The sequence below is a fragment of the Microbulbifer agarilyticus genome (assembly GCF_020171345.1).
GTDB classification, from domain to species: domain Bacteria; phylum Pseudomonadota; class Gammaproteobacteria; order Pseudomonadales; family Cellvibrionaceae; genus Microbulbifer; species Microbulbifer agarilyticus_D.
Genome location: NZ_JAIUZM010000001.1, coordinates 1,445,382 through 1,458,377 on the forward strand (window position 1 = coordinate 1,445,382; position 12,996 = coordinate 1,458,377).

At 51.7% G+C, this 12,996-nt stretch carries 10 protein-coding genes; 8 read left to right on the top strand and 2 right to left on the bottom strand.

Features of this window, described 5'->3' with window-relative positions:
• Nucleotides 1–83 precede the first annotated feature (83 nt).
• Nucleotides 84–752: a VOC family protein gene (locus LCM31_RS06085; RefSeq protein ID WP_224868396.1), complete on the bottom strand. Its 669-nt coding sequence runs from the start codon at nt 750–752 to the stop codon at nt 84–86.
• Between the two features lie 571 nt (nt 753–1,323).
• Here LCM31_RS06085 and LCM31_RS06090 point away from each other — a divergent pair.
• From LCM31_RS06090 to LCM31_RS06125, 8 genes are all read left to right on the top strand, one after another.
• Nucleotides 1,324–2,736 (top strand): undecaprenyl-phosphate glucose phosphotransferase, encoded by a 1,413-nt coding sequence (locus LCM31_RS06090; RefSeq protein WP_224868398.1) that lies wholly within the window; start codon nt 1,324–1,326, stop codon nt 2,734–2,736.
• Between the two features lie 50 nt (nt 2,737–2,786).
• A complete protein-coding gene (locus LCM31_RS06095) occupies nt 2,787–3,998 on the top strand; it encodes a hypothetical protein (RefSeq protein ID WP_224868400.1) in 1,212 nt (403 codons plus the stop codon).
• A gap of 11 nt (nt 3,999–4,009) precedes the next feature.
• A complete protein-coding gene (locus tag LCM31_RS06100) occupies nt 4,010–4,573 on the top strand; it encodes a polysaccharide biosynthesis/export family protein (protein ID WP_224868403.1) in 564 nt (187 codons plus the stop codon).
• A gap of 8 nt (nt 4,574–4,581) precedes the next feature.
• Nucleotides 4,582–6,765, top strand: a complete 2,184-nt coding sequence (locus tag LCM31_RS06105; RefSeq protein WP_224868405.1) for a GumC family protein — start codon at nt 4,582–4,584, stop codon at nt 6,763–6,765.
• Between the two features lie 145 nt (nt 6,766–6,910).
• A complete protein-coding gene (locus tag LCM31_RS06110) occupies nt 6,911–7,645 on the top strand; it encodes a tyrosine-protein phosphatase (RefSeq protein ID WP_224868407.1) in 735 nt (244 codons plus the stop codon).
• A 341-nt stretch (nt 7,646–7,986) separates the two neighbouring features.
• Nucleotides 7,987–9,078 (top strand): 4-hydroxyphenylpyruvate dioxygenase, encoded by a 1,092-nt coding sequence (gene hppD, locus LCM31_RS06115; protein WP_222247865.1) that lies wholly within the window; start codon nt 7,987–7,989, stop codon nt 9,076–9,078.
• 39 nt (nt 9,079–9,117) lie between these two features.
• On the top strand, nt 9,118–9,666 hold the full coding sequence (locus LCM31_RS06120; RefSeq protein WP_222230671.1) for a VOC family protein: 549 nt from the start codon (nt 9,118–9,120) through the stop codon (nt 9,664–9,666).
• A 28-nt stretch (nt 9,667–9,694) separates the two neighbouring features.
• Entirely contained in the window at nt 9,695–10,705 is a 1,011-nt protein-coding gene (locus LCM31_RS06125; RefSeq protein WP_224868409.1) for a fumarylacetoacetate hydrolase family protein, read from the top strand.
• 45 nt (nt 10,706–10,750) lie between these two features.
• Here the strand turns inward: LCM31_RS06125 and LCM31_RS06130 are convergent, their stop codons facing one another.
• On the bottom strand, nt 10,751–12,868 hold the full coding sequence (locus LCM31_RS06130; protein ID WP_224868412.1) for a winged helix-turn-helix domain-containing protein: 2,118 nt from the start codon (nt 12,866–12,868) through the stop codon (nt 10,751–10,753).
• Between the last annotated feature and the right edge of the window lie 128 nt (nt 12,869–12,996).

Below are 12,996 nucleotides of genomic sequence, written 5' to 3' on the forward strand. Positions count from 1 at the left end.
ACAGATACTTGCTGTATCCGGAAATCGATTAGCAGTAGTCCGTAGCTAGTACTTAGCTACACATTAAGGCAGCTGGCCAGCTACTAGGCTGGCTCAACGGTTTCCTCACTTGTGTGCGTGGTGCTAGCCGCAGACGCACGTTGGGGAGGGAGGTTCTTTCCAGGTGCCCAATTTTCCGGCATCAGAGAAAAGTCTATTAGAGTGGAGGTGTCCCCGGAATTGCGTGCGTCTTCTATGCGCTGATAGAAATTCTTGCCGGTATTCTGGGGGACACTGGTACTCATGCTGGCCCCTTGTTTTGGGCGCTCTACATATTCCGGGAAAGACATGAGTGCCGCGTTTTGCTTTGAATAGCCCTTTCCGAACAGTTGTTTCAGATCACCAAAACCGTCGTTACTGACTAGCTGTTGCCCACGCAGGTTTACACCCTTGGAAATGGCGTGCGTGACGAAATCTTCAAGATTGGTCGTGTCAAAAGCGATATGCTGGACACTGTGATCACCGTGGCACTCTGCGAATGCAGATACCTGGCTCTTTTTCTTGCGGTCGATTCCTTCGACCAAGACGACACCAAAGCTTTCGAAATCGATACACCAGAGCTTCATGCTGCTATCGGGGTCATCGGGACGAACGTCGTCAACCCGTTTGGTGAGCTTGCCGCCTTCGATCTCGATATGATACCAGGCCCATTTTTCGATCATGCCTGATGCGACTGCATAGGCGATATGGTCAACTCTGTTGACTCTAGACATTCCGTGTCCCCCCAAAATGAGAAAATAGCTTCCCTGTCGCAAACCCTGCGACTAGCGCCGCCTAATATGGCAGCGCGAAAAATAATGTCAACAAATAAAGTTCTGAGAACTGGTACACAAAATTACACGCTCTCAAATTTGTGTTTCGAAATTGTGCGTGATGCACGTTTTGGAAATCATTTTAGGGCAGTGCCAACATGCATGGCGCGTATTTCTTCTAAATATTTCACTTCAGTTTCATTTGCTGTGTTTTGTGCCAACTTGCGCCTTTTTACGCTTCACGTGGATTCTTGCGACAAGAATAGTTGAGTTCCATCACATTTTTTTATGATAATCGCGCCCCGCAGTATCCAGTGGCGCGAGGAGGCAAGACGAAAAACCATTCGTTATTCGCCTGCGAGATTTCGGCCCGGATTGTGCAGGGAAGGATTTGAGGTTGGTGAGATTGGAGATGTAACAAGCTCTCGATAGCTTTCAACCAACCGTACTGCTGCTTTCGGCATGGTTGCTGAAAATTAGCAGGTATAACAAGGAACGTGGAGATCGATTGATCTCACCTCAGGGGGTTCTCGTGGAACAAGGATGGGTCCGCAGTCGGCAGAGTGGAATCATAGCGCTCTATCGACTTTTCGATGTATTGCTGATTCAGGGCGTACTTTATGCGTGTCTGGCATACTTTAATGTCACGCCAGACAAAGACTGGTTGATCGCCGGGCTTCTGGCGTCGGTTAGCTTCGCGTTTATTGCTGAATCGGTCGAATTGTATCGATCCTGGCGTGGCGAAACGTATGTACGTATTCTGGGTACGGTGACGGTCGCGTGGGTAGCGGTCTGTATATTCCTCATCATCATCGCGTATTCTTTCAACGCATTCGCGGCTGATTTTCTGCGTCCGGCGGTTGCCGCGTGGTTGGTGTTTACCTTGTTCGGCCTTGCGTTCTGGCGTTTTTGCCTCCGTCAGTTGCTCTTCTTTATTCGCGTTCGCGGCAGAAATACCCGCAATGCTGTCATCATTGGCTGTACCGATTCAGGCTTCAAGCTCGCGAAAGACCTCTCGGTAAACCCTCAGCATGGTATCCGCGTGAGCGGGTTTTATCAGGTCACTGAAGCACAGGACCTAGCGTCGCGCCGTATTATGGACTCCGAGTTTAATGTACTGGGTAGCGTCGATGATGCAGTTGCAAAAGGCCGTGCTGGCGAATTGGATGTAGTATTTATTGCATTGCCGATGCGGGCAGAAGATCTCATCAGTGAGATTCTGGATAAATTCTCAGATACCACCGCGACCGTACATATTCTTCCAAATTTCTTTGTTGCGAAAATGCTCCATGCGCGCTGGCATCAGGTGGGCGGGAGCAGCCTGCTAAGTGTATTTGATACACCGATCCAAGGTTTTGACGGGTGGCTTAAGAGACTTGAGGATCTGGTACTTGCGACCGCGATCCTTGTCGCGATCTCACCATTAATGCTCTTGATTGCCCTCGCTGTTAAGTGCTCGTCACCCGGGCCAGTAATATTCAAACAGAGACGATATGGTCTTGATGGACGTACGATCTATGTTTGGAAGTTCCGTAGTATGACAACCATGGACGATGGTGAAAAAGTCATGCAGGCCAAAAGCGGGGATCAGAGAATTACGGCCGTTGGGCGAATCTTGCGGCGCACATCGCTCGACGAACTACCGCAGTTTTTCAACGTGTTGCGTGGCACCATGTCCATCGTTGGCCCCAGGCCGCATGCCGTCACGCACAATGAAGAGTATCGCAACCTTGTGAATGGTTACATGCTGCGGCACAAGGTAAAGCCGGGTATTACAGGCCTCGCCCAAATCAAAGGTTTCCGCGGAGAAACAGATACGCTGGACAAGATGAGCCGTCGCGTGGAATACGATCTCGAATACATTCGTCGTTGGTCAATCATTCTCGATTTACGGATCGTTTTTCTGACTATATATCGTGGTTTTTATCATAAGAACGCCTATTAAGTGACTTGCTTACTGCGACATTTCACTTCAAAAGAAGGGCTCGGAATATAATGCAATCTTTACGCTTTGCTCAATTCGAGAAAAATTTACCGCGACGGAAAGCCTCTTGCACGGCGGTATGTTTGCTTGGTGTTTGTGCACTTTTTTTGACGCATTATGCGCATGGCATCACTGTGACTCTGCCCGCGGGCATTGAGGTGACAAGTAGCCTACTTCTGGAGCGGGAATATGATGACAATGTATACCTCACGGTAGATAACCGGCGAGATGATTGGGTAACAAGAGTTACCCCCAAGGTCAGATGGTCTCGCGAGACCGATATCACCAGCCTCGAAGTGGATGTGGTGAGTACGCACGGTGTATATCAGAATGACACACGGCAAGAGTTTACAGACTACATCGCTGATCTAGGCTGGCAATGGCGCGCGGCATCTTTTCTGGGCGTAAATGTGTCTGCTGGTTATGTTGACGTAGCGCAGTCTTTGGGGCGTGCGCAGGATTCCGGTCTCGCGCCGATTTTGATTGAGGCAGAGAGAGTAAAGCGGCCCAGTGCAGATATCGCCTTACAACTCGGTCGGCAGAACGGATTGTTGCAGACGCAGGTTACACACGGTTTCCAGGATAACGAATTCGAAGATTCATCTCGCGACTTTACGGATACCTATAACTTGTTGGATAGCGACTATGCGTTAACAGAGCAATGGTCTGTTGGGGTGCAAGTCATTGATCGCAAGCTCGACTATGTCGAGGTCGATGACATCGTTTCGAGAGACAGTAAAGAGCGATCCATCATGGGTAGTATTACCTACGGACTGCCGAAAACCAGTATCCAAGTTCGCATGGGTGAGTTGCAGCGCTCTTTTGCTGCGGACGAGCGTCCGGACTTTAGCGGAGCGCGCTGGGACATTACGGCGTCGTGGCGCCCACGCACCTACAGCACCCTGTCAATAACTGTTGGTCGAAATGCCCAGGAGGCAGCTGGTGCTGCCGATTTCGTTGATGTAGATAGTCGTGTGTTCTCGTGGTCGCATCAGTGGTCGGGAAGTTTTAGCAGCGATATTTCCTTTAGTAAATCTGAAGGTGAATTTGTAGGAATAGAGCGTACGGATGTAGTTTCCCGATCACGATTTTCTCTACGTTATCAGCCTTTGGAGTGGCTTCAGGTACAGATGGGGCTGGTTGACCTGAAAAATGAGACAGTACAAGTTCCTGCGAGTCTGCAAAATACCCGGTACTTTATTGGTATTGAGGCTCCACTTTGAAGGGCGGATCTATGATGCATAGCACCACTTTTAAGTTTCTATTCGGATCGTTTCAAGCAACGATTGCTGTTTTCCTTGGCTTTATATTCCAGGCTTCTCTGGTGTCAGCTGCTACTCCAGAATATCGAATTGATGCAGGAGACAGTATTTCAATCCGTGTTTACGGTGAGAGCGATTTGAGTGTTGACGTGATGCTGGCAGAGTCCGGTGTTGTCAATTATCCGTTTTTAGGTGAGTTAAAAGTAAGCGGACTTACCCCTGCAGAACTCGAGAACGTGATTCTGAAAGGCCTGAAAGGGGACTACTTGATCAACCCGAGTGTAACTGTCTCGGTTACCCAGTATCGGCAGGTATTTATCTATGGCGAAGTTCAGGCGCCCGGTGGTTACAGCTACCAGCCCGGTCTAACCGTCGGTAAGGCGGCTGCGCTTGCCCAGGGTATGACGGAAAGAGGGTCTGAAAAAAGAATTTTTCTTACCCGCGAGGGCATGTCTGAAAATCAGAAAGTCCGGGCAGACATGTCGACAAAACTTCAGCCGGGTGATGTCATCACTATCGAACAGGGATTCTTTTAGATATCTTTATGGAGAAGTATACGAACAATTCGGAAGAAGGAGAGTCCTCTCAGGTTGGTAATATTGACCTGGTCGCTCTGTTTTTTGCTGTATATGAGCGAAAATGGTTCATCATAGCCTTTGCTATCCTGATGACCATTGTCGCTTACCTTTCGGTTCAGAATATTCGTGATCGCTATCAGGCAACGGCTACGCTGTTGCTTGGTGGCAATGAGGCCAATCTTGTGTCTATTCGAGATGTTTACGAGGCTGGCGTCCAGCGTCGAGAATTTCTTATGACGCAAGTGGAGATGTTGCGCTCCCGTGGGATCGCGGCGCGAGTGGTGGATGACTTAGACCTGGCCAATCACGAAATTTTTAGTCAAGTATCAAAGCCCTCTCTAAAATCTAACATTAAGTCTCTGCTCGGGATTGAAACCTCTGTCGAGAACGTTGATCCAGTGGAAAAAGCACGCATCCAGCGTGAACGAATCATCAACATTATTGCGAAAAATATTGAAGTTTCGCCGGTTCGCAATACCAAGTTAATCAAGCTTTCCTATGAGAGCTACTCACCATCGCTTGCGGCCGCAATTCCTAATGCCATGGCACGAGCCTATATTGCAGAACAACAGACGGTTCGCAGTGATGTTACCGAAAAAGCGACCAGTTGGTTGAGTGAGCGCCTTGAGAGTCTTCGTGACAAATTAGAGCTATCCGAGCATGCGCTGAATCAATTCCAGCAGCAAGAAGATCTCGTCGATCTGCAAGGGGTAAGAGGGCTGGCCTCGCAAGAGTTGAACGAGACGATGCAGCAATTGCTGGACGCCAAGCGCGAACTGAAAGGCGTCAGGCTGTTGTATAACCAAGTGCGGCCCAAGGATGTGCCGGAAGAATCGTTTTTGAGCCAGCCTGAGGTACTGAATCACCCCCTGATTCAGGCAGCCAGTCAGTCAGTGACAAATGCCCAGCTAGGGGTCACAGAGCTGGCGCGGCGTTACGGCCCGAAACACCCGACGATGCTTGCAGCACAAGATGAGCTGGCGAGTGCGCGTGCACAGTTAAGAAGTGAAATTCGCAAGCTGGTAGCAAGTATCGAAGTGGATTATGAGCAGGCCGCGCAAAAGGTATACGCATTGGAGGCCGAACTCTCAGGTGCCAAATCGAGCTTGCAAAATGTTGCGCAAAAAGAAATTCGTTACGACGAACTGAAGCGCGAAGTAGAGGTTAACCGGCAGCTCTACAACACCTTCCTAACACGGTTTAAAGAGACCCGTGAGGTCTCTGACTACGAGTCTGCAGCCGCTCGCGTGGCGGACCCCGCGGTAATTCCGCGTCGACCACTCGCATCGAAAAAGCAGCTTCTTATTCTGTTTGCGTTTTTTGCCAGTGCAGGCCTTGGTGCGGGCATCGTAATTTTATTGGACTTATTGAAAAGTGGTATTCGCGATCCGCAGGATGTGGGCCGGAAAATTGGTCTGCCACTTTTGGGTATGGTACCGGAGCTTTCCCTAAAGAAGGATGAGCAGCTCGATTTGTACACATACTTTGACCCCAGCCAGCCACAATTCTCCGAGGCTATTCGCTCTTTACGTACAGGTGTTGTGTTATCGCGAATGGATGATAAGGCTGATGTAATTTGCGTTACCTCATCTGCACCATCAGAAGGCAAAACGACGATATCGACCAATCTCTCCTTCTCTCTCGGTCAGTTGGAAAAGGTGCTGCTAATCGATGCTGATATGCGGCGGCCCTCCGTTGGTCGAAGGTTTTCTGTTGCGCCGAGTCGTCCGGGTCTCGCGGATATTTTGTCCGGTCGCTTTACCGTCGATGAATGCGTGGTGAAAGATGAAAGAAGCGGTATCGATATCATTCCCGCGGGAATTCGACCGGAAGATCCCCAGCGACTGCTTGGCTCCTCTCAGTTCCAAAAGCTGATTAAGGAACTCCGCGGAAAATATGACCGTATTATTATTGACACTCCACCGGTACAAGCTGTGAGTGATGTATTGGTCATCTCGAGACTAGTCTGTTCTGTGCTTTATGTCGTGCGGGCCGAAGAAACGAGAATCGGTGTTATCCGTGCCGGTATCTCACGTCTACTTAACTTAGGAGTGAAGCCAGAAGGGGTGGTGCTCAATAGCGTTGTTATGACGCGTCGCGGAGCCTATTCAGACCAATATTACGGGCATTATCCGGACTACGCACATTAGGTAGAGTCAGAATTTTGGCGGGCAGGAGCGCTATCCGGAAGCGCTCCTTGGTGATTCGTCCTGGGTTCTGGTCCTGGTATAGGTGAGCCTTTACCTGACTCTCGATTTTACGATCTATGCGCGTTAAATGCGGTAGTATTCTCGCATGATAGATCTCCATCACCATTTTCTGCCGGGCATAGATGACGGCCCTCGCACGTTCGAACACAGCATGCGTCTGGTTCGTGCTGCTGCAGCAAATGGCATCACTCATATGGTGGCAACGCCGCATATTCACCCGGGGCGTTACCCCAACACGGTGAACTCAATTGGTAATGCCTTTCGTAAGTTTCTCGACCAGCTCCCTGCTGATGAAGATCTTGGCGTGAAATTTGCCCTTGCCGCAGAGATACGAGTATCGGAGGACCTGATCAACCTTGCCTCTTCTGGTCAGCTACCTGCGCTCGGTCACTGGGAAGGTGATCCCATCATCTTGTTAGAAATGCCGCATAGTCATATTCCTGCGGGTATTACGAATTTGGTCGGCTGGCTGGCTCGTCAAAATATACGCGCTATGATCGCGCACCCGGAGCGGAACAAAGAGATTTTGCGGGATCTTGGCCGAATTAAGCCTCTCGTAGATGTGGGTTGTTTATTTCAGGTTACTGCAGGTGCTCTGGTGGGACAGTTTGGGATGCCAGTGCAGGTGCGTGCGAAGCAAATTCTCAAGCAAGGTTTGGTCACCGTATTGGCCACTGACGCGCACCATATAATTCGGCGCCCACCAAACCTGGCGGAAGGCCGCAAAGCTGCTGAAGAGATTGTTGGTGAATCACTCGCCTGGCAGCTGGTCAGAGACAATCCCGAAAAAATTGTTCGCGAGCGGACTTTCCTACCCTGAGTAAGTTTGGCAGTGCCTCTATTAGACTCCGTCTAGCCAAGTATTCAGCTATTTTTCGCCAAAAGTTTACGGAAAATGACAGCTGTATGCCCGGCACATAAGTGATCTATCTGCAGCCATTGTGTGGCCAATTGCACATTTAGACTGAAATCCCTCCACTAGTCACTTATTTCCCCCCCCAAATCGCCATTCTGGATCTATCAATAGATGGGCTGTCCCATCTACCTATTGACATTAGTTACACGCGTAACTAAATTCGTTGCACCTGAAACCAAGTGGACCCAGCGGCCACAAGCCGCATCCCTGGTCCTAATAACGAATCCTGTATAACGGAGGATCACATGGCCGATTTGTTTGAGAACCCCATGGGCCTGGACGGCTTTGAATTCGTCGAGTTCACAGCACCTGAGAAGGGCATTCTGGAAACCGTGTTCGAGGCCATGGGCTTCACCAAGGTAGCCCGCCACCGCACTAAAGAAGTGGAGCTGTGGCGCCAGGGTGATATCAACTTCATCACCAACTACGAGCCCGGTAGCCACGCCGACTACTATGCGCGTGAGCACGGCCCCTCCGCCTGTGGCCTCGCATTCCGCGTTAAAGACGCCACCTTTGCCTACAACGAAGCGATCAAGAAGGGCGCCCAGCCGGTCGATGTTGCAACCGGCCCTATGGAGCTGCGCCTGCCGGCGATCAAGGGCATTGGTGGTGCCACCCTGTACCTGATCGACCGTTATAAAGAAGGCGAGACCATCTACGACATCGACTTCCAATGGCTGGAAGGTGTCGACAAGCATCCCGAAGGTTGTGGTTTCCACACCCTCGACCACCTCACCCATAACGTGTACCGCGGCCGTATGGACTACTGGGCCAAGTACTACGAAGACCTGTTCAACTTCCGTGAAATCCGCTACTTCGACATTAAGGGCGAATACACCGGTCTGCTGTCCAAGGCGATGACCGCACCGGACGGCAAGATCCGTATCCCCCTGAACGAAGAAGCCGCCGGTGGCGGTGGCCAGATCGAAGAGTTCCTGATGAAGTACAACGGCGAAGGCATCCAGCACATCGCCTTTGCCTGTGACGACCTGATCGCCTGCTGGGATCGCCTGAAGGCGCGCGGCATGGAGTTCATGACTGCGCCGCCGAACACCTACTACGACATGCTGGAAGAGCGCCTGCCGGGCCATGGTGAGCCCACCGAAGAATTCAAGTCTCGCGGCATTCTGCTGGACGGCACCACCGAGGGCGGCCAGCCACGCCTGTTGCTGCAGATTTTCTCCGCCAACATGCTCGGCCCGGTGTTCTTTGAGTTTATCCAGCGCAAGGAAGACGAAGGTTTCGGTGAAGGTAACTTCAAGGCGCTGTTCGAATCCATCGAGCGCGACCAGCTCGAGCGTGGTGTGATCGGTAACGAAGACAAGCCGGCGGCCTAAGCGCCCCGGTTCCACTCTGGATAACTTGGATATATAGCTATGGCGATTCAACGAATCCACCATGTGGCCTATCGCTGTAAAGATGCCAAGGAGACCGTGGAGTTTTACCGCGATCTCCTCGGTATGGAATTCCAGCTCGCGATCGCCGAAGACAAGGTGCCTTCCACCGGGGCGCCTGACCCTTACATGCACGTGTTCCTCGATGCAGGGCAGGGCAATGTACTGGCGTTTTTCGAACTGCCGAATTCCCCGGATATGGGCCGCGATGAAAATACCCCGCAATGGGTACAGCACATTGCGATGGAAGTGGAGAGCATGGACGAACTACTGTCGATGAAGCAGAAGCTCGAAGATGCCGGTATCGATGTGCTCGGCCCCACCGACCACACGATTTTTAAATCCATCTATTTCTTTGATCCAAACGGCCACCGCATCGAGCTCGCTGCCAATACCGCCAAGCCCGGTATGCACAAGGAGTTGAAGCGCGTCGCCGAGGATATGCTGGAAGAGTGGTCGCGGACCAAAAAGGCACCGCGACATGCGGCCTGGATGCATGGTGAAGAAGAGTTCAAGGCTCTCGACCCCTAAATCAATCAACTATTAAGAGGACGGCACAGTGAAGTTAGCCAGCCTGAAAAGTGGCCGCGACGGCAAGCTCGTCGTAGTGAGCGATGACTTAACCCGCATGGCGGATGCCAGCGAAATCGCACCCACATTGCAAAGCGCCCTGGATGAGTGGGCAAGTGTTTCTACCCAGTTGGAAGCGCTGCAAAGCAAACTGAATAGCGGTGAGATCACGGGCGAGACCTTCGACCAGGCCATGTGCCATTCACCCCTGCCACGCGCCTACCACTGGGCCGATGGCAGTGCCTATGTGAACCACGTTGAGCTGGTGCGCAAGGCGCGCAATGCAGAAATGCCGGAAAGCTTCTGGACCGACCCACTGATGTACCAGGGCGGTTCCGACACCTTCCTCGCACCTCGTGCGCCGGTAGTAATGCCGCAGAGTGAAGGCTTCGGCATCGACTTCGAAGCGGAAATTGCCGTCATCACCGACGACGTGCCCATGGGTATTTCCCCCGAAGATGCACTGAAACACATCAAGCTGGTGATGCTGGTAAATGACGTGTCCCTGCGTGGCCTGATCCCGAACGAGCTCGGTAAGGGCTTTGGCTTCTACCAGTCCAAGCCATCCAGTGCCTTCTCCCCGGTGTGTGTAACCCCGGAGCAGCTCGGCGATGCCTGGCAGCAGGGCAAGCTGCACCTGCCGCTGGTATCCCACCTGAATGGCGACAAGTTCGGTGAACCCAATGCCGGTGTGGATATGACTTTCCACTTCGGTCAGTTGATCGCCCACGCCGCGAAAACCCGTCCACTGGGTGCCGGCACCATCATTGGCTCCGGTACCGTATCCAACAAGCTCGACGGTGGCCCGGGCAAGCCGGTGAAAGAGGGTGGTGTTGGTTACAGCTGTATTGCGGAAATTCGCATGATCGAAACCATTCAGGACGGCAAGCCCACCACGCCGTTTATGCAGTTCGGTGACAGCATCGCCATCGAAATGTTGGATGACAAAGGCCAGTCGGTTTTTGGTCGTATTGAGCAGGTGGTAGAGCAGCAGGCTTGAACGGGATAAATATCCTGGCTCGGGCTCCCCAAGGCCAATATGCAGTTATTGATTCTGCATGTTGGCCTTTGTTGTATCTGGCATAGCGATGACTCGCACCAAGTCGCTTTCGGCTAACAGAGACTTCACAACTACAATTTTCCGGGCATTCGAATCCAGGTCAAAATTCAGCCGAAAGCGATTTCGCGCAAGTGTGCGCTGTTCCCGCAGGCCAGATTCGAGATGAACTCGATGGATTTCTGAATCGGTCCCGGTGCGATCCGTGTAGTACAACCAATCGTTATGAGTACGCCATCGATTGGGGCTGACATCGGGTAGTTGCACGAGCTGTATAGGTCTATCGCCAGATCGGTGCAGCCAGGCGAGGCGGTCTGCATCGATGAATATTGCACTGTCTTTATCCACCTCTCGCATGGCAATGTAATTTTTGTGCAGCGGCTCCGGCTTGCCGCCCGGAGCCGCTTTGTACAGGGTGGGTGTTCCGGATGAAAGTTTGCTGAAATAAATACTGCTGCCGTCCCTGCTCCACGTCGGATGGCCGAGCGTGTCTACACCGTTACCAAAATAGTTTACTTGGCCATCGTCAACCGAAAGTAAAAATATCCTGCCGTCCAACAAGCCTGTCAGTTGACTGCCATCAGGGCTAACCTGAAGTGATTGAAGTGTCGCAGTGGGCGGGAGCTCGAGTATCGCGCGACTCTCACCTTGGCTCGATTGAAACTGCAGCGATTGCTCTCGTTCAGTGCGCGATAGGAAGTAGAGTCCAGCCCCGTACGGATGGATTACCGGGTAATCTTCAGCGTTAGGGAGGCTGAACTGGCTCGTTGCCATCAATGCAGTGTCGTGGAATGGTAATGGCTGTTGCTGCAGGTCGAGATAGTTGCCGTTATGCGTCCGCATGAAAAAGCAATTTTCCCCACAGTGGTGGAAGACGTGGTTGGTATTGCCGTTAACACTTGAGTAAGTGACAAACCGATCTGTATCCAACAAGTACTTCGCGAGTTCTCCCGTAAACCCTGATAGCACCACGGCCCGTCCATCCTCGGACCATGCCGCTCGCAGGTAGAGTTGGCTAAGATTTCGAGTGTGTAGCAGAGCGCCTGTTGCGACATCCAGAATTAGCAGTTCCTGTTTGTCTCGGTTGAGACTGCGCAATACCACTAGCTTATGACCATCTTTCGACTCACGTGCGAAAAAATCGAAAGTGCCGTTATTGCCCGGCTCGGTTACATGCTCAAGCGTATAGTCCTCGAGTGCCAGCCGCGTGATTCCAGGGGTTGACGATGCCGGGCTAGATTTGAAATACAAGGCATTTCCATTGTAACTCCACCCGGAAAGATACTGTTTTCTGCCCTCCGGCAACGAAATGGATTGTAGGTTTATCAGACCATGGTCAACATCATAGTCTGCGACAAAATGGTCGAGCTCATTGCCAGCGGTACTCCGGGTAAAAGCCAGCTGATTGCCATTTGGTGACCAATGAGCGTTTGCATAATTGGCCTTTTCCCATGTTAGTCGCTGCACCTGCTGCGTTTGCAGGTCTTTCACATATAACTGCAAAAAGTCGTCTTTGTTGGCTCGGTGGGCAAATACCAGTCTATTGGTGGCTGGATTGTAGTCCGGGTTCACCTCAGAGCCTGGCATCAGCGTGAGGCGAGAAACTTCCACCTTTTTTGTCGTTTCAGGCTGTATAAAGAGCAACAGAGTGCCGATTAGCGCAATCGTCGCGAGCCCAGCGACACACCATAGTGCTCTAGCCCTTGAGGTTGGTGGCTTTATGGGTCTTTTTTCCACCTTGGCGATCAATGCATATCCTTTCAGCGGAACCGTGCGGATATAGTTGGGGTTGCGTGCGTCATCCCCCAGGCAGTCCCGCAGCTTGCGAATCATTGCCCGAAGGGCATCATCGCCTACCACTCGGTCAGCCCAGATATGGGTGTTGATGGTTTTGCGGCTTACGGTATGACCGGCGTGATCGACCAGTAATTTCAGTAGACTGTTGACCTGTGGCTCAAGCCGCCGTGCATCTCCATCGTAAGTGATGGTGGCGTGAGTGGGCGTGTAGAGGTAGTCACCAATTCGGAAAGCGCTGGATGTTGGCTGCTGTCCACGCATCATATGTACCCAATCGATCAATTCTTCCCTGTGAACTTGTGTGAACATCGCTGAAGACACCTTGTACACACAAGTTCACAACTCTTCGTTTGCCGGCCAATACGGCACCCGGCAAGTTCCTCATATTTAATCACAGCCGTCGCCATGATGGCCTCACGATACACCGCAGGGTATGA